We start from the raw sequence: 26,755 nt of genomic DNA, 5'->3' as shown, positions 1-26,755 counted from the left end.
CAGCGTGAAGCTGCACGTACCGATCAGCCTGCGCTGGTCAGACCTCGATGCCTACGGGCACGTGAACAACGCCGAGATGCTGCGCCTGCTCGAAGAGGCGCGCATCCAGGCGTTCTGGGTGACCGACGAAGCTGATGCTCCGGCGGTCGGCGCGAGCACGACCGTCGTGAGCACCGCGGTGCTCGATGGGCGACCGGGGGCGGCGACGCTCAGCCTCATCGCACGTCAGGAGATCGAGTACCTGGCGCCGGTGCCGTACCTGCGCCAGCCGCTGGATGTGCGGCTCTGGCTGGGCAAGCTCGGCGGCGCGAGCCTCGATGTCTGCTACGAGGTGTGGAGTCCGGTCGGGGTAGCGCCCGAGCTGCTGTTTGCTCGTGCCAGTACAACGATCGTGCTCGTCGACGCGCACAGCGAGCGCCCCCGCAGGATCAACGATGTCGAGCGTGCCGCCTGGACGCCCTACCTCGATGAACCGGTGGTCTTCGCCCGACGCTGACCGTGACGAAAAGCGGATGGCTTGAGCGTTCGTGAGCGTCGTATCCGCTTGTCGTGACGGGGCCGCGCGAGCGGCTAACCGACGAGCACGGCCTCACCGTCGACCGTCACGGTCACGGCGTCGAGCGCGCGCGGAGCCGGCCCGCCGAGCACGTCACCGGTCGTGCCGTCAAACTTCGACTCGTGGCACGGGCAGTCGAACTCGGCTCCGACCGGGGCGACGACACAGCCCTGGTGCGTGCAGATCGCGCTGAAACCCACGACCGTTCCAGCGGTCGGCTGGGAGAGCACGACGGGCTGCCCGGCAACCATGACCGCGATGCCGCCGCCGACGGGGATCTCCGCGAGCGTGGCGACCTGCTCGGGGGCGCTCGAGGCGCTCGCGTCGGGGGTCTCGGCATCCGTTTCTGAGCCGGAGGGAGCGCACGCCGCCAGGGCGAGGGCTGAACCGGCCCCGCCGAGAACGAGCAGGGATCGGCGGGACAGGTCGGACGTGTTCGTCATGGTGCTCCTCGGGGTCAGCGGATCGGGGGGAAAGCGTACGGCAACACGGTCTCCACGCTATTCAAGAACGATGGGAACGCGCAACATGCCCTCCTGGGCGACGGTCGCCAGCAGCACGCCCTCGCGGCTGAAGATGCTGCCGGTGGCCAGCCCGCGGCCGCCCTGAGCCGAGGGGGAGTCCTGCACGTACAGCAGCCATTCGTCGACCCGGCCGAAACGGTGCCACCACATGGCGTGGTCGAGGCTCGCGACCTTGAGGCCGGGGGAGGACCACGCCACGCCGTGGCGGCGCAGGATCGGCTCCATGATCGAGTAGTCGCTCGCGTAGGCGAGTGCCGCACGGTGCAGGTCGGGATCGTCGGGCATCGGCAGGAACGTCTTCATCCACACGGCCTGCCGTGAGGTGTGTTCCCCGTCGACCTTGAGGTAGATCGGTGACGGCACATGCCGCATGTCGAACGGGCGCTCCGTCGACCAAAAACGGGCCACGCCGTGGTCGATGTGCTTCAGGGACTCCTGTGCGGTCGGCAGCGATTCCGGGTCGGGGACGTCAGCCGGCATCTCGATGTGGTGCTCGAGCCCCTCGTCGGAGTCCTGGAACGACGCGATCATCGACAGAATCGGCACGCCGTTCTGGTAGCACTGGGTGCGCCGCGTGGAAAACGACCGACCGTCGTGGATGCGCTCGACCGAGAAGGTGATCGGGTGGTTGACGTCGCCGGGCCGCAGGAAATAGCCGTGCATCGAGTGCACGTGCCGATCGTCCGGCACGGTGCGCATTGCGGCGACGAGGGACTGTGCGAGTACCTGCCCGCCGAAAACACGGCCGAGCGGCATCCACTGTGAGGGACCCGTGAAAATGTCTTCGTCGGTGCGGGCGCCGGTGTCGGTCAGGTCGAGGGCGGTCAAAAAACCCTGCATTGGAATGTGCATGGAGCCTCCTCAGGCGGGGAATGATCGCGGCCGACAAGAACAGTCACCCTACCTTGGTAGTTTAGATTGCAGATGAGCACCACAATTTCTCTCAGCGATTCCCATGCCCTCAGCGACCTGCAGGTGTACCTCGCCCGCGCCGCCCGCGTCGAGGACGGTTCGGTGCGCCTGATCGCCGCCGACACCGTGCTGCTCGTGTACAGCGCTGTGCTCTACCGGCGTGGGCTGCTCGATTCGAGCCCGACGGTGCTGGGCCTGCGCACCTTCGGGCTCACCGAACCGGTCGTACTCAATACCGTCGTGACCGTGCGCGCGGTGCTCGATCGCATCGCGCACCTGCCGGTGTCGGACCGAGTGACGGATGCCCCGGTGCCCGTTCCGGTGCCGTTCGAGACCACCACGGTCAGCTGGGCGGGTATTTCCCCGCCGCGCTCGGGCTGGGAGCCGCGTGGGCACGCGGATGCCGCCGCCCTCGAGGCCGCCGCCCGTGCTGGAATCGATGAGGTTGCCGCGGTGATCCCCACCGGAACCGGCGAACAGATCGTGCAGCGGGTGCGCTCCGAGGTCTGGGGCCGACCGCTTGAGGGCCTCGGCGACCTGACCGGAGTGCCCGCGGGTGCCGCCTTCGCCGCCTTCAGCCTGGGTTTTCTGAGCGCGGATGAACCCGTGCGGCTCTTTCAGGCCGGGTCCTGGATGCGCCTCAGCACCTCCCGCGGACACGTCCTCGTGAAAAGCTAGGCGGGTTCGGCCGGATCAGTCGTCGAAGGTATTGAGCAGCGACTGCGCGGCGCGGTCGAGGTAGTCCCAGAGCGTCTCCCGCTGAAGCGGCGGTAGGTCGCAGGAATCCACGGCGACGCGCATGTGGGCGAGCCAGTGGTCACGGGCCTTCGGGCTGACCTTGAACCCCTGGTGGCGCTGGCGTAGCCGCGGGTGGCCGCGCTGTTCGCTGTAGGTTCCGGGGCCGCCCCAGTACTGCTCGAGGAACATCACGAGCCGGTTCTCGGCGGGGCCGAGGTCCGCGTCGGGGTACATCGGCCTCAACAGTTCGTCGGTGGCGACGCCCTTGTAGAACTCGTGCACGAGCTTCTCGAAGAACGCCCGCCCGCCGACCTGCTCGTAGAACGTGGTGCCGAGCACGGCGCCGTTCTTGCCGTCGCGGATACGGATCTCGGAAGGTCCGACCGGCGACGCCGGGCTGGTGCTGGGTTCAGGGTTCGATGAAGTCACTCGTCAAGTCTGCCACGCGCAACCTCTAGTCGCCGTCGTCGCCTCTTGTCTGCGGGTCCGGAGCGGACTTGACGACCGGCAGCGGCTTCGCCGGGGTCTTCGGGGCTGGGGTCTTCGGGGCGGGCGCCTCGGCCGGCGCCGTCTTGGACTTGCGCGGGGCACGCGGCTGGCGGCGCACGGGAACCGGCGCGGTGCGTACGTGCGCCACGGCGTCGGGAACGGCCGCGGCGGCCTCTTCGGCGGCGTCGATCGTGCTCGCATCCGGATCGAACTCGGTGCCGGACTCGATGGCGCCGTCGGCGCCGGTCATGATGACGCTGTTGAGCGGGGTGAGCGAGACGCCAACGCCGTCGAGGGCCTTCTTCATGTGCAGGCGCAGGTCTCGAGCGAAGTCCCACTTGGCCGAGACTCGCGTCTTGACGACCAGGCGGGTGACGAGGGCCTCGGCGCTGATTGACTCGAGGCCCCAGATCTCAGGCTTCTCGAGAATGACCGAACGCCACTTGCGGCTCGACGCGAGGGCCGTCGCGACGCGCAGCAGTTCGGTCTGCACGGCCTCCACGTCGGAGCTGTAGGGAATCGCGAGGTCGATGATGACCCGCGCCCAGCCCTGCGACATGTTGCCCACGCGCAGGATCTCGCCGTTGCGCACAAACCAGAGGGTTCCGTCGACATCACGCACCTGGGTGATGCGAATTCCCACGGTCTCGACGACACCGGATGCGAATCCCACGTCGACGATGTCGCCCACGCCGATCTGGTCTTCCACGACCATGAACAGGCCGTTGAGAATGTCCTTGACGATGTTCTGGGCGCCGAAACCGAGACCGGCACCGATCGCCGCCGTCAGCAGCGCGAACGAGCCGAGGATGTCCGGGCTGATGCGCTGCACGATCAGCAGGATCGCGGTGATCAGAATGAAGACGTTGACGATGTTGGCGAGCACCGACCCGAGGGTGCGGGAGCGCTGTACGACCCGTACGGCGGCGAGGGGGGAGACGTTGAGGGCCTGGGTGTCGTCGACCTTTTGGTTCTTCTTGACGCCAGACACGATCTGCTGGACGACGCGCCGAATGACGAACTGCAGCACCCACCGCAGCGCGAAGGCCAGCACGATGATGGCGACAATCGAGAAGAGCGTCTCCCAGATGCCGATCCAGTTGATTTTGGCCAGGTAGGCCTCGAAGTCGGTCCACACGGTATCCCAGTTCATAGTGCTGCCAGTTTAGGCAGACGCTTTCGGTGAAGTCTGGGACAGCACCGGCCGAGGCCCCGCATCCGTTAGGGATGCGGGGCCTCGGCTGTCAGGAAAAGCGGTTCTGGGCTACTGGGCGTCGCGGGCCTGCACGGCGAGCGATCGTTCCACGCCGGCCAGGTTCTCGATCACCAGGCGACGCAGCGCGACCGGCTGGTCGTTCGCGGCCAGCCAGGCCCGGGTCGCGTCAACCAGGGCCTGATTCGACAGCGGTGACGGGTACAGGCCGATCACGAGTGCCTCGGCGATCGAGAAGCTGCGGGCCTCCCACACAGTCTGCAGGGCATCGAAGTACTGGGCGACGAAGGGTTCGAGCAGCGTCTTGTCGTGTGCCCGCAGAAACCCGGCGGCGGTGGTGCGCACGATCGTGTTCGGCGCCGTGTCGACGACGACCAGCGAGTCCCAGGCGGCCTGCTTGCCGGCGGCCGTGGGCAGTGACGCCCGCGCGTTGGCGGCCGACTGGGCACCGGTCGCGGTGTTGTCCGCCGCGAGGGCCGCGTCGATCTGCGCGGTGCCGGCCTGGCCGCCGGCGACGAGGGCGATCAGCAGTTCCCAGGCCAGGTCCGTGTCGATCTCGAGGCCCGCGAGCGGCGCCGAGCCGTCACGCAGGGCCGCGACCGCGGCAAGGTGCGCGTCGGTCGAGGCGACGGAGGCGAAGAACTTCACGAACTGGAACTGGGCGTCGCTGCCGGCCTCCGCCGACGTCGCGAGCGCCCAGAGGGCATCCGCTACCTGCTCGAGGGTGCCGGTGCTGCGCTCCGGGGCCACGTAATAGCTGGCCGTGAGAATGACCTGGCCGAGTACCGTGCGCAGGATCGTCGATTCGGTTTCGGTGCCGATGTTGCCGAGCACGAGCGACACGAAATCGCGCGCCGGGGTTTCGGCGTCGCGGGTCGCGTCCCAGACCGAGCCCCAGACCAGGGCGCGGGTCAGCGGGCTCTCGATCGCGGCGAGGTGCGCGATTGCCGTGGCCTGCGAGACCTCGTCGAGACGGATCTTCGCGTACGCGAGGTCGTCATCGTTGAGCAGCACGAGGGCCGGGCGAGCGCGGCCGACGAGCTCGGGGACATCCGTCGCCGCTCCGTCGACGTCGAGCTCGACGCGGTGGGTGCGCACGAGCTTGTCGCCGTCGAAGTCGTAGAAGCCGATCGCGAGGCGGTGCGGGCGAATCGTGGGGTAGTCCGCCGCGGCGGTCTGCAGCACGGTGAACGCGGTGATGTCACCGAGGTCGTCGACGGTGATCGAGGGGCGCAGTGTGTTGACGCCGGCCGTCTCGAGCCAGAGTGCCGCCCAGTCGCCGAGTTCACGGCCGCTGGCGATCTCCAGTTCCGCGAGCAGGTCGCGCAGTTCGGTGTTGCCCCACTGGTGCTTCTGAAAGTAGGAGCCGACGCCGGTGAAGAAGGCATCGATGCCGACCCAGGCGACGAGCTGCTTGAGCACCGACCCGCCCTTGGCGTAGGTGATGCCGTCGAAGTTGACGAGCACATCGTCGAGGTCGGTGATCGTGGCGACGACCGGGTGGGTCGAGGGCAGCTGGTCCTGCTTGTAGGCCCAGCTCTTCTCCATCACGGCGAAGGTGGTCCAGGCCTCGTGCCATTCGGTGGCCTCGGCGGTCGCGATCGTCGACGCCCACTCGGCGAAGCTCTCGTTGAGCCACAGGTCGTTCCACCACTTCATGGTCACCAGATCGCCGAACCACATGTGGGCCAGCTCGTGCAGAATCGTGACGACGCGGCGCTCGCGCACGGCGTCGGTGACCTTGGAGCGGAAGATGTAGCTCTCGGTGAAGGTGACCGCGCCGGCGTTTTCCATGGCGCCCGCGTTGAACTCGGGCACGAACATCTGGTCGTACTTGTCGAAGGGGTACGCGTACTGAAACTTCTCCTCGTAGTACGCGAAGCCCTGGCGGGTCTTCTCGAGGATGTAGTCGGCGTCGAGGTACTCCGAGAGGCTCTTGCGGCTGAAGACGCCGAGCGGAATGATGCGGCCGTCGCTCGAGGTGAGTTCGCTGCGCACGACGGCGTACGGGCCGGCGACGAGAGCGGTGATGTAGCTCGAGATGGTGTGCGTGGGCGCGAAGGCCCAGGTGCCGCGGGCTTCGCCGGCGGGGCCGGCCGGGGCATCCGTCGGTTCGGGGGTGACGGAGTTGGAGATGACTTCCCACTCGCGCGGTGCGGTCACCGTGAACTGGAAGGTGGCTTTGAGGTCGGGCTGTTCGAAGACCGCGAAGACGCGGCGGGAATCGGGCACCTCGAACTGGCTGTACAGGTATACCTCGTTGTCGACCGGGTCGACGAAACGGTGCAGACCCTCGCCGGTGTTCGTGTACACGGCGTCGGCCACGACGGTCAACTCGTTCTCGGCACTGAGATTCTCGAGCTGAATTCGGATGCCGTCGCTCACGACGGATGCGTCGAGTTCGGTTCCGTTGAGGGTGACGCTGTGCACGTTGCGCGTGATGGCATCGATGAAGGTGGAGGAGCCGACGGTCGCCGCGAACTTCACGGTGGTCGTGCTGGCGAAGAGCTCTGGTCCCGTGGTGAGGTCAAGGTTCACGGCATAGGAGTGAACGCTGACGAGCGCGGCGCGCTCCTGAGCTTCGATCCGGGTGAGGTTTTCTCCTGGCAATAGGTTCTCCATTTCGGTTTCGGTGAGGGGGCGAAACGAGGCGCTTGTGGCGTCTTCGCCCCGGTTTCCAGCCTAACCGGCAAATTGCGGGCACAAGATGAGCGGGCCCCGACACGGGGGAGGTGACAGCGCGCTGATTCTGCCTACGCTGGGCGCATGAGGCTGAACCGATGAGAGCCAGCACCGATCCGAGTGCCGCGACCGGCGAGCGTTACCGCCAGTTCGCCGATGTCGAGGCGCGGGGCCTGAGCGCCTGCTACGAGGAGTGGGCGCGCGGAGTCGCCGATGACCCCGCGACCGTCGCCCTTATCGATCGTCTGCCGCCCACCCAACGTCAACCGAACCTCGTCTTCACCTCGGCGCGCTTCCTCGGGGCGCCGGTGGCGCCTTTTCCCTCCTTCGCGCACTGGCTGGCGGAGCACTGGGAGGCGGTGGAGGGCGTCGCCCTGACGCATGCGACGCAGACGAACGAGGCAGGGCGCTGTGCGGTGCTGCTGCCGGCCCTGGCCGCGCTCGCTGCGGAAAACGGGCCGCTCGCGCTCATCGAGGTCGGGGCATCCGCCGGTCTGTGCCTGCACCCTGACCGCTACAGCTACCGGTATCGGCTGCCCAGCGGTGAGCGGATGCTGCACCCCGCCGACGGTCCCAGCCCGGTCGTGCTCGACTGCGTGGTGACCGGGCGGGCCCCGATCCCCGAACGGCTGCCCGAGGTTCTCTGGCGGGCCGGTATCGACCTGAACCCGCTCGATGTCAACCGCCCCGCGGATGTCGACTGGCTCGACGCCCTGATCTGGCCCGAACACGATGACCGGAGAGCTCGGCTGCAGGCCGCGGTGGGAGTGGCGCGGCGGCATCCGGTGGAGATCGTGCAGGGTGACCTCAGCGTGCAGATCGAGGCACTCGTGGCGCGCGCCCGGGCAGAAACCCCGGTCGGTACGACGATCGTGGTCTTTCATACCGCCGTGCTGCTCTACCTCGACCCGGCCTCGAAAGAACGGTTCGCGGCCCAGATGGAGCGGCTGCCGGTGTGCTGGCTGTCAAACGAAGCACAGGGTGTGGTGCCCGGAGTGCTGCAGCGGCTGTCGGTGACGCCACCCGAAACATCCGCCTTCATACTTGCCCGTGACGGCGAACCCCTCGCGTTCACCCAGCCCCATGGGCGCAGCATCCGCTGGCTGCCCGACAGCGTCAGCTCGCCGCGACCGGCCGGGTGATCGTCGTCAGAAGCCAGGTCACACTGCCGAGCATCACGAGGCCGAGGACGCCGATCGGGGCCAGCAGAATCCAGGCTGGGGTCTGGCCGATCACGGCCTGCACGAATGGCGTCAGCAGGATCGGTATGGCGGTAAAGACCATGAAGACCAGAAAAGCGGCAGTGGCCGGGTACGCGAATGAGCGCCCTCGCAGCAGCCCGGTGCCCACGATGATCGCCGAGGGCAGAAAGAAGATGTAGTCGAGGGTGTGCACCGGGTTCGTGGGAACGTCCATATCGACCGAGCTTGGCTGAGGAGTTCCGGCGAATAAAGCGGGCACATCTTCGGACAACCAGATCACGGCGAACAGCGCTGCGACGACCAGCAACACCCACGCGGCGACCCGGGCCGCGCGTTCGCTGCGGAATCGCGACGCGATCGACTCGCCGGGCCGGGTTCCGGGCACGGGGAGGGTGCGGAGCCCGCCGATGAACGCGAACAGGCTCAGGCCCAGCACGGCCGTCCAGAGCGGATACAGCTCACCGAACGGAATCGAGAACACGTAGATCACGTAGTTGTAGACCGTGAACGCGAGCACTCCGAGCCAGATCAGATGAGCACGGGCCGACCCGCGCAGAGCCAGGATCGCACAGACAATAAGTGTGGGAGCGGCGAGAGCCAGGTTGGCCACGTCCTGGGCGATGGCCTGGGGGAGAAAGGCCTGGGTGAGGGCGCCGTAGGTGCCCTCGACGGCAAGTGCGAGCACGCTCCCTGCCCCGGCCAGCACGGCGGCGGCGATCGACAGCCACAGCCAGCGGCGGGCCGGGATCGGCTGAACGGCTCGGGCCGCGGTCAGGGCCGGAGCCACGGACAAATCGACGGACGAATCGACGGACATGGGGTCTCCTCCGGGGCCCGAGAAAAGTTCGCCCCGGCGCTCCTGCAACCCATTATTCTGCGGGTGAGGGTGGATCGTCAGGGCCGTTGGACCCCCGTTACACCCTGGGCCCCTACGCGGTGTTCGCCTCCAAGGCGGGTGCGCCCACGAACCCGCCGCACCAGAAGCGTGACCTCTCACTCCGATATCTCACTTGAGTCATTTACCAGTAACGTCAGGAACCGTCCGATAACGCGCTGGTGAGCGTGTGCCGGAGCAGCACCCTGTCCGTCACAGCGCAGCAGACGGTGCCCGCTGGACGTTAGCGGGCTTGGGCGATGATGGCCTCGGCGACGGCTGCCGCGTCGGTTCGCGAGTCGACCTGGTAGGCAGACTGGCCGAGCGAGAAGATCACCGTGCAATACGACGAGGTGTCGGTGCAGATCTGCACGGCGGCTTCACCGTCGATGGCTCCCTCCAGCGCGATCTGCCGCAGGGCAGTCGACGTATCCGGCTGGGAGACCATGGTGTCGACGATCCCGGCCAGGTCGTAGCCGACCGTGATCGAGGCGCCAGCCCCGTCTGCGCTCTGGGCGGAGCAGGTGAACAGTCCGGCGCGCTGAGCAACGAATTTGTCAAACCAGATCGGGCCGTCGCTTGACGAGTCGAAGACTTCATACTCGATGGAGTCGACGCCGAGCGCCGAGGCAATGCCCTGCGACTTCAGCGCGCCGGTGCAGGCCGGTTCTCGCGGGGTCAGGTCCACCCCGGTCCAGACCAATTGGCCGGGTTCGGCCTTGGTCAGGGCGGTGAAAACGGATGCCGCGAACGGCTCCATCTGCGCCAGGATCGCGTCGCTCGTCATGCCGCCGAAATGGCCTTCACTGATGCCGAAGAAGATGGTACTCATCGTGATTTCGACCCAGGCATCACCGACCGGTGCCGAGATGAAGCAGCCCGGGTCGCCGCATCCGGTAGCGGATTCGATTCCGCCGATCGTCGTGAGCGTGTCGGCGGGGCCATCGCCGAGGGCGTGCGGCGCCCACGAATCGGCGCCGCCCGGCACGACCTTGACGCTCAGGTAGGCCCAGTCGGAATCTGCCGGGTAGTCCAGCGGGCTGCCGGCCGCCTTTCCTACCCGCCAGGAGCAGTCCAGACCTCCGAGCGCGGTCACGGCGTAGTCGGAGAGGGTCATCGCCGGCTGCGTCGCGACCACCGGTATCGGCATCGGGCCGTCAGCGGGGGCCAACGCGCCGGCCACGGCATCGAGGGTCGCCAGGTGAGGACAGGTGTAGGTGCTGCCCTCAACCGAAGCCTGACCGGTCGGCGTAGCGCTGGCTGACCCGGACGGCCCGGCGACGGGTTCGATCGCGCACCCGCTGAGGGCAACGAGGGCGAGAAAAATGGTCGGCGTGATCAGGCTTCGGCGCAACATGCGGTCAGCCTAGCAGGGGGCGTTTTTACCCTTTGACCTGTGCTTTCCTCGACAACCACGCCATCCAGGCCGACGAAGGCACTACCAGGCGCCGGGAACGTAGTCCTTGAGGAACACGCCGCAGAGGTCTTCGCCGGCCTCGCCGCGAACGATCGGGTCGTAGACGCGCGCGGCGCCGTCGACGAGGTCGAGCGGGGCGTGAAAACCCTCCTCGGCGAGGCGCACCTTGGTCGGGTGCGGGCGCTCATCGGTGATCCAGCCGGTGTCGACGCTCGTCATGAGAATGCCGTCGCCGAGCATCTCCTTCGCGCTCGTGCGGGTCAGCATGTTGAGCGCTGCCTTGGCCATATTGGTATGCGGGTGGCCGGGGCCCTTATAGCCGCGGCCGAACACGCCCTCCATCGCCGACACGTTGACGATATACGTGCGCCGGGCAGCGGATGTTGCGAGCGACTCCCGCAGGCGGCTGACCAGCAAAAACGGTGCGGTCGTGTTGCACAACTGCACCTCGAGCATCTCGAGCGGATCGACGTCTTCAACGTTGGCAGTCCAGCTGTTCACGTCATGCAGGTCGGGCACCAGCCCACCGGCGTCGATCGCGGTGCCGGCGGCGAGCTTCGTAAGCGACGAGGAGCCGGCGGCCAGGGCAAGGCGGGTGAGGTCATCCGCTGTCAGACTGCCCGCACCAGCGGCTGACGCCAGCAGCGGATGCCCGGATACCGACGCCGCGAGGGCCAGCGGATGCGCGTCGTTGGTGTGCCCGAACGAGACGATCTCGGGCAGCGGGCCGTCGGGCAGGGGAGAGTCCTCGGCCTCGACGAGGGGCGAGTACGAGCCGCGCGACCGTCGCACGGTCTGCGCCGCGTTGTTGATGAGAATGTCGAGAGGGCCCTGGGCCGCGACGGAATCCGCGAGGGCGATGACCTGGGCCGGATCCCGCAGGTCGATGCCGACGATGCGCAGACGGTGCAGCCAGTCCTTCGAGTCGTCCATCGCGGCGAATCGGCGCACCGCGTCGCGGGGAAAACGTGTCGTGACCGTGGTGTGGGCGCCGTCGCGCAGCAGGCGCAGCGCAATGTACATGCCGATCTTGGCCCGGCCGCCGGTGAGCAGCGCGCGCTTACCGGTGAGGTCGGTGCGGGCATCCCGTTTCGCATGGCTCATCAGCGCGCAGCTCGGGCAGAGCTGGTGGTAGAAGGCGTCGACGACGGTGTACTTCTGCTTGCAGATGTAGCAGGCGCGGGGCACGAGCAGCTCGCCTGCGCTCGCCGCGGTCGTTCCGATTGAGAGCTGCGCGCCCCTGGTTTCGTCGTCGATGCGGGTGGGGGCGCCCGTCGCGGTCGCGGCGATCACGGTGCGGTCTGCTTCGGCGATGATCTGCCGCTTCTCGGTGCGGCGCACCATCTTGACCGACTTGAACATTTTGGCCGTCGCCTGGCGCACGGTGACGAAGTTGGGGTCGTTGGGGTCGATGTCGCTCAGGGAGGCGAGCACGCGCAGTGTGACCTCGAGATCGTGCGGGTCAATGCTCGGTGCGGGCGCGGTAGTCATCCGTAAATTCTACGCGGGCCACCTGAGGCCGCACTGCTGCCGCCGAACCGTGAGTTGAGCATCCGTTTCAGCCGAAAATGGATGCTCAACTCACGGTTCGACGGACTCTAGCGGTTTACCTGAATCGGGATGGACGATGTCGGAAGCTCATAGGAGCTGTCGAAGGGCATCTCGTCGTGGTCGAGCAGGGGGTTGTCGTCCTGCGTCTTGACCAGTTCGTGTGCCTCTTCATCGGTGTTCACGCTCGGCATCGACCCCGGGAGCGGGCGGTTCGCCGACTCCTTGAGGAAGAAGATCGCGATCGCACCGATCAGCGAGGTGCCCATCAGGTAGAACGCCGGCATCATGTCGTTACCGGTGCCCACGATGAGCGCGGCAATGATGAACGGCGTGGTGCCGCCGAAGATGGCCACCGCGAAGTTGTACGAGATGCCCATCGCGCCGTACCGGCTCGCCGTCGGAAACAGCGCCGGCAGAGCGGATGCGAGGTTGGAAACGTAGAACGTGACGGGGAACGCGATGAGCGCGAGGCCCAGCAGTGTCGACCAGATGTCGCCGATCCCAATCAGCAGAAAGGCCGGGTAAGACAGTACGACCGTGCTGATCGCGCCGATCCACAGCACCGGGCGACGCCCGATGCGGTCGGACAGCCGACCGGCGAGCGGGATGCACAGGGCCATGACAACGAGGATCGGAATCGTCAGCGCGGTGCCGTGCAGCTCGTCGTAGCCCTTGTTCTCGGTGAGGTAGGTCGGCATATACGAGGTGAGGGCGTAGCCGACCGTGTTCGCGGCGGCGACAAGGATCATTGCGATGATGATGTTGCGCCAGTAGGCCTTGAAGATGGCGATCGGGCCCTTGGGCGTTTCCGCCGTGGCTCCGACCGGGTTCTTCTGTGCTTCCTCCTGCGCGTCGAGGGTGGCCTGGAAGGCCGGTGATTCGTCGATCTTCATGCGGAAGTAGATCGCGACGAGGCCCAGAGGGCCGGCGATCAAAAACGGGATGCGCCAGCCCCAGTCCTCCATGACCTGCTGGCCGAGGGTGAGCTGCAGAACCGAGACGAGCGAGGCACCGATGGCGAAGCCGAGGTAGCTGCCCATGTCCAGAAAGCTCGCGAAATAGCCGCGCTGCTTGTCGGGTGCGTGCTCGCTCACGAACGTCGTGGCGCCGGCGTACTCGCCGCCGGTCGAGAATCCCTGCACGAGCTTGACGAAGACGAGCAGCACCGCTGCCCAGACACCGATCTGCGCGTAGCCGGGCAACAACCCGACCGCGAAGGTCGAGGCGGCCATCAGGATCAGCGTCGTGGCGAGCACCTTTTGGCGGCCGATGCGGTCGCCGAGCCAGCCGAAGAACACTCCGCCCAGGGGGCGGGCGAAGAATGTCGCGGCGAAGGTCCCGAGCAGAAAGAGCGTCTGAACGGATGCATCCGCTTCCGGCAGAAAGACCGGCCCCATGGTCGTGATGAGGTAGCCGAAAATACCTACGTCGTACCATTCCATGGTGTTTCCGACGATGGTGCCGCCGAGGGCGCGCTTCATGATTGGTTTGTCGACGACGTTGACGTCGGAGACCGTGAGGCGGCGCTTCAGCAGCGGCCTTCTGAACTTTCCCGCGGTGCTGGTGGCACTCGGCTGGGAGTTGGACATGCTTCGGTCAGTGGGCATTTGGGTTTCTCCAAGGAGATATTTGCTACGACGAACGTGTCGTACCGCGTGTCGAACTGCGCGAGCAGATTTTTTCAACTTGACTACAATACCCGAACGGGGGGTAGACCGCTAATCACAGGTGGATGTTTTAGTCTGTGAGGCATGCCCAATCCCACTCAATCCGTCGTGTCCACCCCCGTTGATTTCTGGTTCGATCCCTCCTGCCCGTGGGCCTGGATGGCCAGCCGCTGGGTAGACGAGGTCGCCCGGCTGCGTGACCTCGACGTGACCTGGCACGTGATGAGCCTCGCCGTACTCAATGAGCACACCGACGTGTCCGAGGAGTATCGGGCCTTCTTCCCCCGGGCGTTGCGGTATACCCGCCTCGTCGCGGCGGTTCAGCAGTTGCACGGTCAGGCGATGGTCAAGGCGCTCTACGACGCGCTGGGCGAGCGCATCCACCCCGGCGGCAACAGCAACGCCGACGAGGTCATCCCCGAAGCGCTCGCCGAAATCGGTCTGCCCTCCGCGTTCGCCGCCCACGCCGACAGCGACGCGTTCGACCCCCAGATGCGGGCAAGCCACTTCGATGGCATCAACCGGGTCGGCCAGGACGTGGGCACCCCCGTGATCGCGGTCAATGGCATCGCCTTCTTCGGGCCCGTCATCTCGCCCGCACCGATGGGCGATCAGGCCCTCGCCCTGTGGGACGGCGTGCTCGCCGTTGCGGCCTTCGACGGTTTCTTCGAGCTCAAGCGCAGCCGCACCCGCGAACCTGTCTTCGCGGAACGCACCACCGTCTGAGGGTGAGGCTGAGCGTGCCGCCGGGGCGGTGACCGGGCTGTGCCCCATACGGGGCGCGGCCCGTTCGCGCAAATTCGAGTCTGGCCTGCGGCCGATCTAATCTCAGATGAGTATCAGCCAGCGATCAAGGAGCTTCACGACGATGACGTCTGTTCATCCCCCGACCCGCCCGCCCGCGCGCATGTCCTCGACCTCGGACGACACCACGGCACCCGGCCTGCTCGACAGCCCGGAACCACCCCGGGTGGTCACCCGCAAACGACTCGGGCTGCTCGCCGGCCTCGTCATGGGCGGCATCGTGTTTGCGATCATGCCGGCCGACCTCGACCAGACCGCCCGCCTGACCGCGGCGATCGCCGTGCTCATGGCGTTGTGGTGGATGACAGAAGCCATCCCTCTCGCGGCCACCGCCCTCGTACCGCTGGTCGCTTTCCCCATGCTGAACGTGGCGCCCATCGGCGAGGTCGCCCCGCCATACGCAAACCCGATCATCTTCCTCTTCATGGGCGGATTCCTGCTGGCGCTCGCCCTGCAGCGCTGGAACCTGCACCGCCGCATCGCCCTCCTGACCGTGCTGCTGATCGGCACCAAGCCACGGCAGCTCATCGGCGGCTTCATGATCACCACCGGTTTTTTGAGCATGTGGGTCTCCAACACCGCAACCGCCGTCATGATGCTGCCGATCGGCGTGTCGGTGCTCGTGCTCGTGGCCAAGATGGACAAGGGCGGAAAACCGCCCAAGAACTTCGGCATCGCACTCATGCTCGGCATCGCCTACTCGGCCTCGATCGGGTCACTCGGCACCATCATCGGCACCCCACCCAACGCCCTCCTCGTGGGCTACATGGCCGAAACGCACGGCGTGACCATCGGCTTCGGCCAGTGGATGCTCGTCGGCGTGCCGATGGCGATCGTGTTCATGGCGATCACCTGGTTTCTGCTGACGTTCGTGTTCTTCAAGCCCGAGATCACCGAAATTCCGGGTGGCCGGGCCATGATCCAGGAGGAATACAGCAAGCTCGGCAAGGCAAACACCGGCGAGAAGCTCGTGCTGGTGATCTTCATACTGGCCGCCGCGGCCTGGATCAGTGTGCCGCTGCTGTGGCCAGGGTCGAATGTCGCCGACGCCGTGATCGCGATGGCCGTTGCCCTCATCCTGTTTCTCACTCCCGCGAACCTGCGCACGGGTGTGCCGCTGCTGACCTGGGGCAGCGCTCGCGCGCTGCCGTGGGACATTCTCATTCTCTTCGGCGGTGGCCTCTCGCTGTCGGCGCAGTTCACCGCAACCGGGCTCAGCGCCTGGGTCGGCGAACAGGTCACCTCGCTGCAGGTGTTGCCGCTCGTGCTGATCATCGCCGCCATCGCCGCGATCGTGCTGCTGCTGACCGAGCTGACGAGCAACACGGCAACGGCCGCTGCGTTCCTGCCGCTCATCGGCGGTGTGGCCCTCGGGCTCGGTCTCGACCCGATGCTGCTCGTGATTCCGGTTGCGATCGCCGCGACCTGCGCGTTCATGCTGCCGGTGGCGACTCCTCCGAACGCGATCGCCTTTTCGTCGGGCTACATCGAGATCGCCGACATGATCAAGGGTGGTCTCTGGCTCAACCTGATCGCGCTCGTGCTGACCACGATCACCACGATGACACTCGCGGCGTGGGTCTTCGGCCTCGTCTATTAGTCCGCGGAACTAATTAGGATGGGTTCATGCGCATCCATATCGCCACCGACCATGCCGGTCTGGACCTCAGTCACCACCTCATCCGACACCTGCGGGCGAACGGCCATGAGGTCATCGATCACGGGCCGCAGAGTTACGACCCGCTCGACGACTATCCCGCGTTCTGCATCAACGCCGCGCAGGCCACCATCGACGACCGGGACGCCGGCATCGACGCCCTCGGCGTCGTCTTCGGCGGCTCGGGCAACGGCGAGCAGATGGCGGCCAACAAGGTCGTCGGAGCCCGGGCTGCCCTGGTCTGGAACCTCAGCACGGCCAGGCTCGCGCGCGAGCACAACGACGCGAACGTCATCTCGATCGGTGCTCGCGAGCACACGATCGCCGAGGCGACCGAGTTCATCGATGCCTTCATCGCCGAACCGTTCAGCGATGAAGAACGCCACGCCCGTCGCATCAATCAGCTCGCGGAGTACGAGACGACCCGCACGATCGCCGGCCAGAACATCGATCAGTAGTCGTGCCAGAGGGTCATTCGGTCCACCGAATCGCACGTCAGTTCCAGCGCAATTTCGTCGGTAGTCGGGTCGCGGTCTCGAGCCCGCAGGGGCGGTTTGCCGAGGGCGCGGCACGACTCGATGGCCGAGTCATCACCGCGGCTCACGCCGTGGGCAAGCAGATGTTCCTCGAGTTCGACGACGGACTCTGGCTGCGCATCCACCTGGGCCTGTACGGGGCGTGGGAGTTCGCCGGTGACATTCTGATGGGCCTGCCGGAGGCATCCGTTCTCGACTCGGACGGCGAGAATTCGCTGCGCAGCATCGGCGCGCCCCGTCGTGCGCGGCTGCGCATGTCCGAAGAGGAGAAGGTGACGGATGCCCCGGTCGTCTTTCCGGCGCCACCCGTCGGTCAGGTGCGGGTGCGGCTGCTGAGCGACACAGTCGTCGCCGATCTGCGGGGACCGACCGCGTGTGAGGTGCTCGACCCGCAACAGGTCGAGACGGTCATGCTGCGGCTCGGGCCCGATCCGGAACTCGACGGCAGTGAGGCGGCGCGCGACCGGTTCACGAGCGTCGTGCGACGCAAACCCACTCCGATCGGTCGGCTGCTGATGGACCAAAGTGTTGTCAGCGGCATCGGCAACGTCTACCGGGCGGAGATGCTGTTTCGGGCCCGCCTGAATCCGCACACGCCCGGCAAGGCCCTCGGCCTGTCGACGGTTCACGCCCTCTGGGCGGACTGGGCCTACCTGCTGCACATCGGTATCGAAACCGGGCAGATGATGACGCGCGACAACCTCACCGGCCCCGAGCTGGCCCGGGCGATGAAAAACCGGGTCGACCGGCACTGGGTGTATAAGCGTGAGGGGCTGCCGTGCCGGGTGTGCGGCACCCACATCGTGCTCGAGGAAATGGCCGCCCGCAAGCTGTACTGGTGCCCACGGTGTCAGTCGTGACCACGATTCATCGAGAGACGAGTTCCTAATGCGACACACACCGAGTTTTGCCCTGACCGAGGTCGCCGCTATCAAACGCCTCATTCGTGAGAACCCGTGGGCGACTCTCGTCAGTCACACCGATTCGGGCGAACTCGTCGCCTCGCACTATCCGGTGATTCTCGAGGAGAGCGGCGAGGGTGCCTCTGACGGGGCCGCCGAGGACATTGTGCTGGTCAGTCACGTCGGGCGACCCGACGAGCAGTTGCACGAACTCGGCCGGCATGAGTTGCTTCTGATCATCCAGGGGCCGCACGGCTATATCTCACCGGGCTGGTACGACGCCAAGCCTGCCGTTCCGACCTGGAATTTCGTGACCGCGCACCTCACCGGCACCCCCGAACTGCTCAGCGACGACGAGAACCTGCGGGTGCTTGACCGGCTCGTCGACAACTTCGAAGACCGGATGCGCGAACCCCGACGCCTCAACGCAACCGTGGCCAATAGCGAGTACGCGGCCCGGATCGTGCAGGGCACGGTCGGCTTTCGGCTGCGGGTGACCCGGTTCACGGCGAAGAACAAGATGAGCCAGAACCGGCCAGTCGAGACCGTCGAACGCATCATCGGCGAGCTTGAGGGCAGCGGGCCCTACGCGAGCCCGACGCTCGCCGCCGAAATGCGACGCGTGCACGGCGCAGGTCCGGCTGACGGCACTCCGGTCGGCATCCCGGCGCGAGGCGGCGCCGAGTGACTCGTGGTCGGCCGGTCACCGTACCTGCGACCGGGCGTGCGGGCGCGGGTGCGCTCGTGCTGCGCAATGCCCGCTTGCCGGGCAGTGACGATCTCGTCGACGTGCGCATTGATGACGGCGTCATCACCCACCTCGGTTACCTCGACCCCGAATCGCCGAGCGGCCCGCGTGGTGTGCCGGGCGAGCCGATCGAGGTCGTCGACCTCGGGGAACGCTGGCTGATCCCGGGGCTCTGGGACAATCACGTTCATTTCACGCAGTGGGCGCAGACCGCGCGCCGCCTCGATGTGTCGGGGGCGGCATCCGCGGTACACGCCGCTGCGTTCGTCGCTGCTCGTATCGCGGCCAGGGCCACGTTCACCCCCGCCGGCGATACCCTGATCGGCTACGGTTTTCGCGACGCGCTCTGGGCGGATGCCCCCACCCGCGCCGTTCTGGACGCCGCGTCGGCGTCGGCGCTCGGCCCGATTCCCGTGGTGCTCGTGAGCGGTGACCTGCACAGCTGCTGGCTGAACTCCGCTGCCCTCGCCCGCTACGGGCTGCCGGAGCACCCGACCGGTTTACTGCGCGAGACCGACGCGTTTCGTGTCGCCCAGCTGCTGGATACCGTCGCGGACGAGGTCGTCGACGGTTGGGTGGATGACGCCGCTCGCGCCGCCGCGGCCCGCGGAGTGGTCGGGGTCGTCGACATGGAGATGACCTGGAACCTCGACGTCTGGCGGCGGCGCATCGCCGCGGGTACGACCTGCCTGCGGGTGGAATTCGGCGTCTACAGCCAGCACCTGCAGCGCGCGGTCGATCGGGGGCTGCGGGGCGGGGCGCTCATCGACGGCACCGGCGGGCTGCTCACGGTGGGTCCGTTCAAGGTCATCACCGACGGCTCCCTCAACACCCGCACGGCATATTGCCTCGACGCGTACCCGGGGTTGACCGGCGCCGCTGCGCACGGCCAACTCAACGTCGAGCCGGCCGAGCTGCTGCCGCTGTTGCGTCTCGCGGCCGGAGTCGGCATGCGCGCGGCCGTACACGCCATCGGCGACCATGCCAACCGGCTGGCCCTCGACGCCTTCGAACTGCTCGCGGCCGACGGCGAGGCCCCCGGCATGGCCCTCCGGCACAGCATCGAACACGCCCAGCTGCTGAGCGACGACGACGTGCACCGGTTCGCCCGGCTCGGCATCGTGGCGAGCGTGCAGCCCGAGCATGCCCTCGACGATCGCGACGTCGCCGACCGGCTGTGGGCCGGCCGTACCGAGCGGGCTTTTCCTCTCGCGAGCCTCATCGCCGCCGGTGTCGAGCTCGCGTTCGGCTCCGATGCGCCGGTCGCACCGCTTGATCCGTGGGTGGCGATGGCCGCCGCGGTCGGGCGCAGCCGAGACGGCGACGACCCGTGGCATCCCGAACAGTCGGTGCCGCGCCAGGCGGCCCTGGCGGCTTCGGCGCGCGGTCGGCACCGCGTCAGCGTGGGGGATGTCGCTGACCTCGCGGTCTGCGAAATCGACCCGCTCGTGGCATCCGTTGCCGATCTGCGACGGATGCCGGTGGCCGCGACGCTGCTCGCCGGCCGCTTCACGCACCGGGCGCTGTAGGGCGCTTGAGGCCCGTTTCTCATCCCCGCACTGGGGGTGGAGGGGGTCGTGTTGTGCCGGCCGTTTTCTCACCTGCCGAGATTTGCTGACGGCCATCTTGGCAGGGGGGCCGGTTGCTGGCGACCCCCCGTAGGGGGTCTCGGTGAGCATTCCTCAGCGCGCATACACTGCGGGCACCCGATCGGCCTCCCCGGCTGGTTTCTCACAGAACGGAATCCCGAAATGAAGTTCTACGCTCACGTTCACGCGTACCTCAATAGCCTCCGCCGCGACGAAGAAGGAGCTACCGCGGTGGAATACGGCCTCATGGTCTCGCTCATCGCCGTCGTGGTGATCACTGCGGTCGCTCTGATCGGTACCAACCTCGACAAAATCTTCGACTTGGTCGGCTTGAAGCTCGCGCTACCCACGACTTAGCCCCGACCGGAAGTCTGTCTGAGATGAAGTCTTACGCCCAGGTGCTTGCCCTGCTCAACGGGCTGCGCAGCGCCGATGATGGAGCCGCGGCGGTGGAATACGGCCTGATGCTATCGCTCATCGCGGTGGTGATCATCGCCGCGGTCGCCGCCGTCGGCCTCAACCTCAACACCGCTTTTCTCTTCATGGGCGGCAAGCTCGGAGAATTCGCGCCCTAGAAGCACCTGGGGTCGGCCGTTCGGCCGGCTCCTCATCGGCGACGGCCGTCGAACCCTCGACGGCCGCCGCCGACCACCCGGAAGGCCCCGACATGATGCGTTGGCGACGTGGGCGCAACCCAGAAGCCGTTTGCGGTGAACGAAGCGTGCGCGGCGAACGCGGAGCCGCCGCCGTCGAGTTCGCGCTCGTGCTGCCCGTGATCATTCTTCTCGTCTTCGGCGGCTTCGAGTTCGGCCGCGTCTACAACGTACAAATCTCCCTCAGCAATGCCGCGCGGGAGGGGGCCCGTTACATGGCCATTCACCACCACGATGTCGGAGCGGTCGCCGCCACGAAGTCCAAGACCCGCGATGCGGCCCCGTCGATTGCCCCCGTGCTGACCGACGCGGAGATCACGGTCAGCACCACCTGCACGGCGGGCACGAACATCACGGTGACGATCACCCGCGACGTTCAACTGATGACCGGCTACTTCGGCGCCAGTCTCACACTGACCGGCAAGGGAGTGATGTCATGCGGTGGCTGAGACGACGGCTTCTCTCGGTGCTCGGTCACGAGCAACGCGGTCAGACCGACACCGGTCGCACCGAGCGCGGCGCGACCGCCGTCATGGTTGCCGTGCTGATGGTGCCCCTGATCGGTTTTCTGGCGATCTCGGTCGACGTCGGGGCGCTCTACGCCGAACGAGCCCAGCTGCAGAACGGAGCGGATGCCGCCGCGCTCGCGGTTGCCGAAGACTGCGCCGACGGCACCTGCACCGCCGCCGCGGCGCTCGCCACGGCCATGGCCAACGCCAACGCCAACGACGGGGCCGCGGCCGCGACCTTCGCGTACCCCACGAGCCGGAGTGTCACGGTGACGACCACTTCCGCGTCTATGGAGCATCCGTTTGCTTCGGCGCTATCCGTTCTGCTCGACGGCAGCGACACACTCACGACGGTTGAAGCCAGGGCGACGGCAACGTGGGGCGCTCCGAAATCAGGGCCGGCCGTCTTGCCTTTGGCCCTCTCATTCTGCGAATTTGAGGACTTCGGATCGCTCAATGACTCGGTGGGCATCACGATTCGCTACGACGAGAATAGGTCCTGTTCCAAGAGCGGCCCCACTATTCCAGGCGGGTTCGGGTGGCTCCAACAGCAACCCGGCACGTGTCAGGTACAGGTCACGCTCTCGAACCTGATGGCCGACACGATCGACAACCGGCCGGGAAACAGCGCCCCCACCGACTGCACGGCGACGCTCGGCGCCATCGAGAACACGACAATTCTGATTCCGGTCTTCGACAGCAGCACCGGCTCCGGGGTGAACGGCAAATTTCACATCTACGCCTTCGCCGCCTTTCACATCACCGGATGGAAGTTTGCCGGCAACGGAGTCGGCGGAAATCTGGTGAACGTTGATCCGAGCATCACCTGCGGCAGCTGCAACGCCGGCAACGCCCGTTTCATCCAGGGGTACTTCGAGAAGTGGGTCTCCGTTAGCGACGCCTTCGAACTGGGCGGCCCCGAACTCAACGGCTACAACGTCAAACTCACGAACTAGGAGAAGTAATGAAGACTCGACTCATCGGCGCGATCCTCGCGATCGTTCTCGCCGTGGCCGGCACGGTCGTGCTCACGGGATATGTGGGCGGCGCCGACAGCCGGGCGGCGCGGGGCGCCGAACTGGTCTCCGTTTACGTTGTCACCGCTGAAGTCCCCGCCGGAACCGAGGCCGAAGCGCTCGGTGACTTCATCGAACAGAAGAAGATCCCGGCCCTCGCGGTGGTCCCGGGACACGTGACGAAACTCAGCGCACTGACCGGGCTCGTCGCCGAATCGGCCCTCAAGCCCGGTGAACAGCTCATCACATCCCGCTGGGTTGATGCGAGCACACTGTCTGTTCGCGGCGCCGTCGGGCTGCCCGATGGTATGCAGGCCGTGACCCTGGCCCTGTCGGTCGACCGCGTCGTGGGCGGCACCGTCCGGGCCGGGGACACCGTCGGAGTGGTGATCACGGCGACCGCCCAGGCCCCGGGCAGCGACGACGAGGTCGCCATCAGCAAGCAGGTCTTTCACAAGGTTCTGGTCACCGCGGTGCAGGACGGAGTTCTGACTCCGGTCGACAAGGGCGATGCGCCGGCCGAGGCCGTCGCCGCCGTGATGGTGACCCTCGCCCGCACGACGCCGGATATCGAGAAGCTGGTCTGGGGTCAACAGTTCGGCTCCGTGTGGCTCACGATCGAGCCCGACGCCGCCGATGAAACCGGCTCGCGAGTCGTTGACGGAAGCGTCGTGTTTCAGTGAGACGCCTGCTGCAGCTCGGCTGCTCCCATGAGTTCGAGACCCGGATGCATAGCCTCCTGGGCCGCAACGCCCAGATTCCGACCGCCCCCTTGCTCGCCTTCGGCCCGAGCGCCGTCGTGGGCCGGCTTCGCGCGGTCGACCGTCCCGCCGCGGCACTGCTCGGCCCGCACCTCACGCTCGGGCAGCTGCACAGCCTCTCCACCGGCCTGGACCGGCTCTACCCGGGGCTGTCGGTGATCCACGTCGGTCGGCAGAGCCACGTCGAACGGCAGAGCCATGTCGAACGGCAGAGCCACGCGGGCAAGACGAGCAATAGAGGAGTATCCGATATGAACGTGCGTTTCATGCTGGGCCTGACCGCGGGCAGTCTGCGTCACCGTGACGACTTCACCGGCGTCACCGGGTGGTTGGAACACCCCCGCGAGCGATCGGTAGCGGATGTACCGGCCCCCGCGGTCGTGAGCGTACCTGTTCCCGAGATGGCGGCCACCGAGCTGCCTGAACTCGAGCTGCCTGAACTCGAGCTGCCTGACCCCGAGTTGGCCGAGCCCGCACCGGAACAGTCCGCGCTCGACGCGCAAGAGTGGATCTCGCCGTCGGCGGCCGACGCCGTCGCGACCGAGCTGGGCATCGACGCTCGCATCATCGCCGTCGTTGCACCCAAGGGCGGTCTCGGCAAGACCACGGTCGCCACGAACCTGGCCGTGGGCCTGGCCCGGTTGGCCCCCCTGTCCGTTGTGCTCATCGATGCCGATATGCAGTTTGGCGACGTCGCGACGGCACTCGGCCTCAACCCGACCTATGCCCTTCCCGACATGGTCACCGGTGCCGCCGCGGCCGATACTTTGATCCTCAAGGCCTTCCTCGCGTCCCATCCGAGCGGCTTCTACACCGTCTGCGGCGCGGAACTGCCATCGGAGGGCGACCGGGTCAGCGGCGAGCAGCTCAGCCATCTCATCACCCAGCTCGCCGAAGTCTTTCGTTTCGTGATCATCGACACGGCGCCCGGGCTCGGTGAGCACGCTCTCGCGGCGCTTGAATTGGCAACGGACGCGGTCTTTCTCTGCGACATGTCGGTGCCGAGCGCACGCGGCCTGCGCAAGGAACTCGCCGTGCTGAACAGCATCGGCATCATGCCGCCGATGCGCCACGTCGTACTCAATCTGGCCGATCACAAGAGCGGGCTGACCGTGCGCGACATCGAGGCCACCATCGGGGTGCCCGTCGATGTCGCTATCCCGCGAGCGAGCATCGTCGCCCTGTCGACCAACCGCGGAATTCCCCTGCTGCAGGACAGCGGTCGAAACCCGGCCGCACAGGCCCTCAAGGGTCTGGTGCAGCGCTTCGACTCCGGCAGGGTCGTGAAACGTGGTCATCTGCACCGAAGGGTGGTTGTCGCATGAGGCTCAACGAGCGAGTAGACGCCCTCGAGGCCGGAGAACCCCGGCCCTATCGGGATCGTCGCGTACCCAGCGTCGGTGCCGGTGCCGGTGCCGGTGCCGGTGCCGGTGCCGGTGCCCCGGCCGCTCGACCGGCTGCGGTCGTGCACGCGGTCGTGTCGGCGCGGGGCCCCGTCGATGACGTTCCAGCGGATCCGTTTGCGCAGATCAAGGAACGCGTCGCCGAAGAACTTTTCTCGCGGGTGGGCACACGTTTGAACGACCCCACCCTGAGCGAGGAGCAGCTGCACGCGTACGCGCGCGCCGAGCTCGGCCAGATCGTGTCCGACGAGCAAGTGCCACTGTCAGCGGGCGAGCGTTCTCGGCTGATTACCGAGATTGGCGCTGCCGTTCTCGGTTTCGGCCCCCTGGAAGCGCTCCTCAGCGACGACACCGTCACGGAGATCATGGTGAACGGCCACGACCAGATCTTCGTCGAGCGTCACGGGCAGTTGAGCCTGCACGAGTCGCGCTTTTCCAGCGAGGCTCAGCTGCGTCGGGTGATCGAGCGCATCGTGGCGAAGGTGGGTCGTCGGATCGATGAATCCTCGCCCCTCGTCGATGCCCGACTCGCCGACGGTTCCCGGGTGAACGCCATCATTCCACCGTTGGCCGTGGACGGATCCCTGCTCACGATTCGCAAGTTCGCGCGGGAACCCTTCACGGTCGGTGACCTCGTGGGCATGGGCACGATGAGCGGTGACATGGCTGCCGTGCTCGATGCCTGTGTCAAGGCGCGCCTCAATATCATCGTCTCGGGCGGTACCGGCACGGGAAAGACCACGCTGCTCAACGTCTTGTCCGGATTCATCCCGCCCGACGAGCGCATCATCACCATCGAGGACGCCGTCGAGCTGCAGTTGCAGCAGCAACACGTCATCCGTCTCGAATCACGCCCCGCCAACATAGAGGGCAAGGGCGAGATCACGATTCGCGACCTCGTTCGCAACTCGCTGCGGATGCGCCCCGACCGTATCGTCATTGGCGAGTGTCGCGGCGGTGAGACCCTCGACATGCTGCAGGCCATGAACACCGGCCACGAGGGGTCGATCTCCACGGTTCACTCGAATGCACCGCGCGACGCGGTGGCTCGTCTGGAGACGCTGGTACTGATGGCGGGCATGGACCTGCCGTTGCGGGCCATCCGTGAGCAGATCGCTTCGGCCGTCGACGTCATCATTCAGATCAGCAGGCTGAAGGACGGCACCAGACGGGTGACGCACGTGACCGAGGTGCAGGGAATGGAGGGCGACGTCGTGACCCTGCAGGACGCCTTCGTCTTCGATTACAGCGCGGGGGTCGACCCGGCGGGGCGGGTGCTCGGCCATGCGGTCGCGACCGGTGTTCGCCCCCGGTTTGCCGACAAGTTTCGCGACCTGGGCATTCCGCTGTCGCCGACCGTGTTCCACGCCGATCTCGTCACGCGGGGTCAGCGGTGACGGCGCTGGTGGTCGGCACCGGCGTCGGCTTGACGCTCGGCGCGCTGCTGCTTCTGGTCTTCATGGTCATTGCGCCGCCCGACCGACGAGTGTCCTTCGAACGCCGTCATGCCCCCGGTGCTGTCGAGATCTCGACGCTCACGAAGGTCACCGACCGGTTCGTGACTTCCATCGACGCGGTCATCCGCCGTCGCGGCAAGGCACCGTTCAGCGCGGCCGAACTCGAGCAGGCCAGCATCCGTCTGCAGCCCTCCGGATTCACTCTGCTGGTGATCGCCGCCGCTGTCGTGCTGGCCGTTCTGGGCTTCGCGGCCGGTCTCGGCACGCCGTGGGCGATTGCGCTCATGATCGTCGGGGCGGTGAGCGCCCCGCTGGGTGCCAAACTGCTGCTCTCGGTACGCGCGAGCCGTCGCCGTTCTAAATTCGCCGATCAGCTCGATGAATCGCTCGGGCTTCTGGCCGGGAGTCTTCGTGCCGGGCACAGTCTGCTGCGAGCGGTCGACGCCGCATCGCAGGAGACCGAGGCACCGATCTCGGAGGAACTGGCCCGGGTCGTGAACGAGACCCGAATCGGCCGCGACCTCGGCGACGCACTTGACAACACGGCAACGCGCATGCGCAGCGACGATTTTCGCTGGGTCGCGCAGGCGATTGCCATTAATCGGGAGGTCGGCGGCAACCTGTCGCAGGTGCTTGACCAGGTCGGCCACACGATTCGGGAACGCAACGAAATTCGTCGCCAGGTGCGGGCCCTCGCCGCGGAAGGAAAGATTTCCGCCTGGGTGCTCATCCTTCTCCCCATCGGGGTGTTCACGTTTCTGGTCCTGACCCAGGCGAACTACTTCACCGGCTTCTTCAGCAGCCTGCTGGGGATTGCGGCGTTGGTGGCCGCGCTGATCCTGCTGATACTCGGTTCGCTGTGGATGATGGTCGTCGTCAAAGTGAAGTTTTAGGA

At 66.7% G+C, this 26,755-nt stretch carries 26 protein-coding genes; 17 read left to right on the top strand and 9 right to left on the bottom strand.

What is annotated here, in order from left to right:
* Positions 1-4: 4 nt before the first annotated feature.
* Positions 5-496 (top strand): acyl-CoA thioesterase, encoded by a 492-nt coding sequence (locus E3T55_RS01860; RefSeq protein WP_134517874.1) that lies wholly within the window; start codon positions 5-7, stop codon positions 494-496.
* A gap of 74 nt (positions 497-570) precedes the next feature.
* Here E3T55_RS01860 and E3T55_RS01855 read toward each other — a convergent pair whose 3' ends face one another.
* Complete coding sequence (locus E3T55_RS01855) at positions 571-999, bottom strand: QcrA and Rieske domain-containing protein (RefSeq protein WP_134517873.1); 429 nt, start codon at positions 997-999, stop codon at positions 571-573.
* Between the two features lie 57 nt (positions 1,000-1,056).
* Positions 1,057-1,932 carry an acyl-CoA thioesterase gene (locus E3T55_RS01850; RefSeq protein WP_241992787.1) on the bottom strand — a complete coding sequence of 292 codons (876 nt, stop codon included), beginning with the start codon at positions 1,930-1,932 and terminating at the stop codon, positions 1,057-1,059.
* A gap of 72 nt (positions 1,933-2,004) precedes the next feature.
* On the opposite strand from E3T55_RS01850, the gene E3T55_RS01845 reads away from it, so the two are divergent.
* A complete protein-coding gene (locus E3T55_RS01845) occupies positions 2,005-2,670 on the top strand; it encodes a DUF8185 domain-containing protein (protein WP_134517872.1) in 666 nt (221 codons plus the stop codon).
* A 15-nt stretch (positions 2,671-2,685) separates the two neighbouring features.
* On the opposite strand, the gene E3T55_RS01840 is transcribed toward E3T55_RS01845, so the two are convergent.
* The 3 genes from E3T55_RS01840 to pepN all read right to left on the bottom strand — a co-directional run bounded on the left by E3T55_RS01840 (position 2,686) and on the right by pepN (position 7,042).
* The gene (locus tag E3T55_RS01840; protein WP_420897958.1) at positions 2,686-3,093 is read right to left on the bottom strand and encodes a globin; all 408 of its coding nucleotides are present in this window, start codon (positions 3,091-3,093) and stop codon (positions 2,686-2,688) included.
* Positions 3,094-3,184: 91 nt separating this feature from the next.
* Positions 3,185-4,372, bottom strand: coding sequence for a mechanosensitive ion channel domain-containing protein (locus E3T55_RS01835; RefSeq protein WP_134517871.1), 1,188 nt, complete (start codon positions 4,370-4,372; stop codon positions 3,185-3,187).
* Positions 4,373-4,483: 111 nt separating this feature from the next.
* On the bottom strand, positions 4,484-7,042 hold the full coding sequence (gene pepN / locus E3T55_RS01830) for an aminopeptidase N (RefSeq protein ID WP_134517870.1): 2,559 nt from the start codon (positions 7,040-7,042) through the stop codon (positions 4,484-4,486).
* A gap of 170 nt (positions 7,043-7,212) precedes the next feature.
* Between pepN and E3T55_RS01825 the strand changes: the two genes are divergently transcribed.
* The gene (locus E3T55_RS01825) at positions 7,213-8,256 is read left to right on the top strand and encodes a DUF2332 domain-containing protein (protein WP_134517869.1); all 1,044 of its coding nucleotides are present in this window, start codon (positions 7,213-7,215) and stop codon (positions 8,254-8,256) included.
* Here the strand turns inward: E3T55_RS01825 and E3T55_RS01820 are convergent.
* The 4 genes from E3T55_RS01820 to E3T55_RS01805 all read right to left on the bottom strand — a co-directional run bounded on the left by E3T55_RS01820 (position 8,231) and on the right by E3T55_RS01805 (position 13,765).
* Positions 8,231-9,133: a hypothetical protein gene (locus E3T55_RS01820; protein ID WP_134517868.1), complete on the bottom strand. Its 903-nt coding sequence runs from the start codon at positions 9,131-9,133 to the stop codon at positions 8,231-8,233. The two genes, E3T55_RS01825 and E3T55_RS01820, sit on opposite strands and share 26 nt — an antisense overlap.
* Positions 9,134-9,434: 301 nt before the next feature.
* The gene (locus E3T55_RS01815) at positions 9,435-10,547 is read right to left on the bottom strand and encodes a hypothetical protein (RefSeq protein ID WP_134517867.1); all 1,113 of its coding nucleotides are present in this window, start codon (positions 10,545-10,547) and stop codon (positions 9,435-9,437) included.
* Between the two features lie 81 nt (positions 10,548-10,628).
* Positions 10,629-12,098: an SDR family NAD(P)-dependent oxidoreductase gene (locus E3T55_RS01810; protein ID WP_134517866.1), complete on the bottom strand. Its 1,470-nt coding sequence runs from the start codon at positions 12,096-12,098 to the stop codon at positions 10,629-10,631.
* Between the two features lie 107 nt (positions 12,099-12,205).
* The gene (locus tag E3T55_RS01805) at positions 12,206-13,765 is read right to left on the bottom strand and encodes an MFS transporter (protein ID WP_134517865.1); all 1,560 of its coding nucleotides are present in this window, start codon (positions 13,763-13,765) and stop codon (positions 12,206-12,208) included.
* Positions 13,766-13,909: 144 nt separating this feature from the next.
* Here E3T55_RS01805 and E3T55_RS01800 point away from each other — a divergent pair, with 144 nt between their 5' ends.
* The 14 genes from E3T55_RS01800 (at position 13,910) to E3T55_RS01735 (ending at position 26,753) form a co-directional block, all read left to right on the top strand.
* Positions 13,910-14,551, top strand: coding sequence for a mycothiol-dependent nitroreductase Rv2466c family protein (locus tag E3T55_RS01800; protein ID WP_134517864.1), 642 nt, complete (start codon positions 13,910-13,912; stop codon positions 14,549-14,551).
* A gap of 142 nt (positions 14,552-14,693) precedes the next feature.
* Positions 14,694-16,229 carry an SLC13 family permease gene (locus tag E3T55_RS01795; protein WP_241992786.1) on the top strand — a complete coding sequence of 512 codons (1,536 nt, stop codon included), beginning with the start codon at positions 14,694-14,696 and terminating at the stop codon, positions 16,227-16,229.
* Between the two features lie 26 nt (positions 16,230-16,255).
* Positions 16,256-16,744, top strand: a complete 489-nt coding sequence (locus tag E3T55_RS01790; protein WP_134517862.1) for a ribose-5-phosphate isomerase — start codon at positions 16,256-16,258, stop codon at positions 16,742-16,744.
* A gap of 2 nt (positions 16,745-16,746) precedes the next feature.
* On the top strand, positions 16,747-17,682 hold the full coding sequence (locus tag E3T55_RS01785; RefSeq protein ID WP_134517861.1) for an Fpg/Nei family DNA glycosylase: 936 nt from the start codon (positions 16,747-16,749) through the stop codon (positions 17,680-17,682).
* A gap of 28 nt (positions 17,683-17,710) precedes the next feature.
* A complete protein-coding gene (locus E3T55_RS01780) occupies positions 17,711-18,412 on the top strand; it encodes an FMN-binding negative transcriptional regulator (RefSeq protein WP_134517860.1) in 702 nt (233 codons plus the stop codon).
* Positions 18,409-20,001, top strand: a complete 1,593-nt coding sequence (locus tag E3T55_RS01775; RefSeq protein WP_134517859.1) for an amidohydrolase — start codon at positions 18,409-18,411, stop codon at positions 19,999-20,001. Before E3T55_RS01780 ends, E3T55_RS01775 begins: the two co-directional genes overlap by 4 nt.
* A gap of 222 nt (positions 20,002-20,223) precedes the next feature.
* On the top strand, positions 20,224-20,418 hold the full coding sequence (locus tag E3T55_RS01770; protein ID WP_134517858.1) for a Flp family type IVb pilin: 195 nt from the start codon (positions 20,224-20,226) through the stop codon (positions 20,416-20,418).
* Positions 20,419-20,441: 23 nt separating this feature from the next.
* Positions 20,442-20,636 carry a Flp family type IVb pilin gene (locus E3T55_RS01765; protein ID WP_134517857.1) on the top strand — a complete coding sequence of 65 codons (195 nt, stop codon included), beginning with the start codon at positions 20,442-20,444 and terminating at the stop codon, positions 20,634-20,636.
* A 146-nt stretch (positions 20,637-20,782) separates the two neighbouring features.
* Positions 20,783-21,163: a TadE/TadG family type IV pilus assembly protein gene (locus E3T55_RS01760; protein WP_241992785.1), complete on the top strand. Its 381-nt coding sequence runs from the start codon at positions 20,783-20,785 to the stop codon at positions 21,161-21,163.
* On the top strand, positions 21,151-22,179 hold the full coding sequence (locus tag E3T55_RS01755; RefSeq protein WP_134517856.1) for a pilus assembly protein TadG-related protein: 1,029 nt from the start codon (positions 21,151-21,153) through the stop codon (positions 22,177-22,179). Before E3T55_RS01760 ends, E3T55_RS01755 begins: the two co-directional genes overlap by 13 nt.
* An 8-nt stretch (positions 22,180-22,187) precedes the next feature.
* Entirely contained in the window at positions 22,188-22,922 is a 735-nt protein-coding gene (cpaB, locus tag E3T55_RS01750; RefSeq protein ID WP_134517855.1) for a Flp pilus assembly protein CpaB, read from the top strand.
* 44 nt (positions 22,923-22,966) lie between these two features.
* Positions 22,967-24,325: a CpaE/TadZ family protein gene (locus E3T55_RS01745; RefSeq protein WP_134517854.1), complete on the top strand. Its 1,359-nt coding sequence runs from the start codon at positions 22,967-22,969 to the stop codon at positions 24,323-24,325.
* The gene (locus E3T55_RS01740; protein ID WP_134517853.1) at positions 24,322-25,800 is read left to right on the top strand and encodes a TadA family conjugal transfer-associated ATPase; all 1,479 of its coding nucleotides are present in this window, start codon (positions 24,322-24,324) and stop codon (positions 25,798-25,800) included. The genes E3T55_RS01745 and E3T55_RS01740 overlap by 4 nt, the downstream gene beginning before the upstream one ends.
* Positions 25,797-26,753, top strand: coding sequence for a type II secretion system F family protein (locus E3T55_RS01735; protein ID WP_198418490.1), 957 nt, complete (start codon positions 25,797-25,799; stop codon positions 26,751-26,753). The genes E3T55_RS01740 and E3T55_RS01735 overlap by 4 nt, the downstream gene beginning before the upstream one ends.
* The last annotated feature ends 2 nt before the right edge of the window (positions 26,754-26,755 follow it).

Origin of the sequence: Cryobacterium frigoriphilum, from assembly GCF_004403305.1 — a bacterium.
GTDB lineage: Bacteria > Actinomycetota > Actinomycetes > Actinomycetales > Microbacteriaceae > Cryobacterium > Cryobacterium frigoriphilum.
The sequence above is the reverse complement of the archived record's forward strand: the minus strand, read 5'-3'. Positions and strand labels throughout refer to the sequence as shown.

Coding starts and splice junctions, on each gene's coding strand:
- E3T55_RS01855 (WP_134517873.1), bottom strand. CDS start 999: ATGACGAACACGTCCGACCTGTCCCGCCGATCCCTGCTCGTTCTCGGC.
- E3T55_RS01850 (WP_241992787.1), bottom strand. CDS start 1,932: ATGCACATTCCAATGCAGGGTTTTTTGACCGCCCTCGACCTGACCGAC.
- E3T55_RS01845 (WP_134517872.1), top strand. CDS start 2,005: ATGAGCACCACAATTTCTCTCAGCGATTCCCATGCCCTCAGCGACCTG.
- E3T55_RS01835 (WP_134517871.1), bottom strand. CDS start 4,372: ATGAACTGGGATACCGTGTGGACCGACTTCGAGGCCTACCTGGCCAAA.
- E3T55_RS01825 (WP_134517869.1), top strand. CDS start 7,213: ATGAGAGCCAGCACCGATCCGAGTGCCGCGACCGGCGAGCGTTACCGC.
- E3T55_RS01820 (WP_134517868.1), bottom strand. CDS start 9,133: ATGTCCGTCGATTCGTCCGTCGATTTGTCCGTGGCTCCGGCCCTGACC.
- E3T55_RS01815 (WP_134517867.1), bottom strand. CDS start 10,547: ATGTTGCGCCGAAGCCTGATCACGCCGACCATTTTTCTCGCCCTCGTT.
- E3T55_RS01810 (WP_134517866.1), bottom strand. CDS start 12,098: ATGACTACCGCGCCCGCACCGAGCATTGACCCGCACGATCTCGAGGTC.
- E3T55_RS01805 (WP_134517865.1), bottom strand. CDS start 13,765: ATGCCCACTGACCGAAGCATGTCCAACTCCCAGCCGAGTGCCACCAGC.
- E3T55_RS01800 (WP_134517864.1), top strand. CDS start 13,910: ATGCCCAATCCCACTCAATCCGTCGTGTCCACCCCCGTTGATTTCTGG.
- E3T55_RS01795 (WP_241992786.1), top strand. CDS start 14,694: ATGACGTCTGTTCATCCCCCGACCCGCCCGCCCGCGCGCATGTCCTCG.
- E3T55_RS01790 (WP_134517862.1), top strand. CDS start 16,256: ATGCGCATCCATATCGCCACCGACCATGCCGGTCTGGACCTCAGTCAC.
- E3T55_RS01780 (WP_134517860.1), top strand. CDS start 17,711: ATGCGACACACACCGAGTTTTGCCCTGACCGAGGTCGCCGCTATCAAA.
- E3T55_RS01770 (WP_134517858.1), top strand. CDS start 20,224: ATGAAGTTCTACGCTCACGTTCACGCGTACCTCAATAGCCTCCGCCGC.
- E3T55_RS01765 (WP_134517857.1), top strand. CDS start 20,442: ATGAAGTCTTACGCCCAGGTGCTTGCCCTGCTCAACGGGCTGCGCAGC.
- E3T55_RS01755 (WP_134517856.1), top strand. CDS start 21,151: ATGCGGTGGCTGAGACGACGGCTTCTCTCGGTGCTCGGTCACGAGCAA.
- cpaB (WP_134517855.1), top strand. CDS start 22,188: ATGAAGACTCGACTCATCGGCGCGATCCTCGCGATCGTTCTCGCCGTG.
- E3T55_RS01745 (WP_134517854.1), top strand. CDS start 22,967: ATGCATAGCCTCCTGGGCCGCAACGCCCAGATTCCGACCGCCCCCTTG.
- E3T55_RS01740 (WP_134517853.1), top strand. CDS start 24,322: ATGAGGCTCAACGAGCGAGTAGACGCCCTCGAGGCCGGAGAACCCCGG.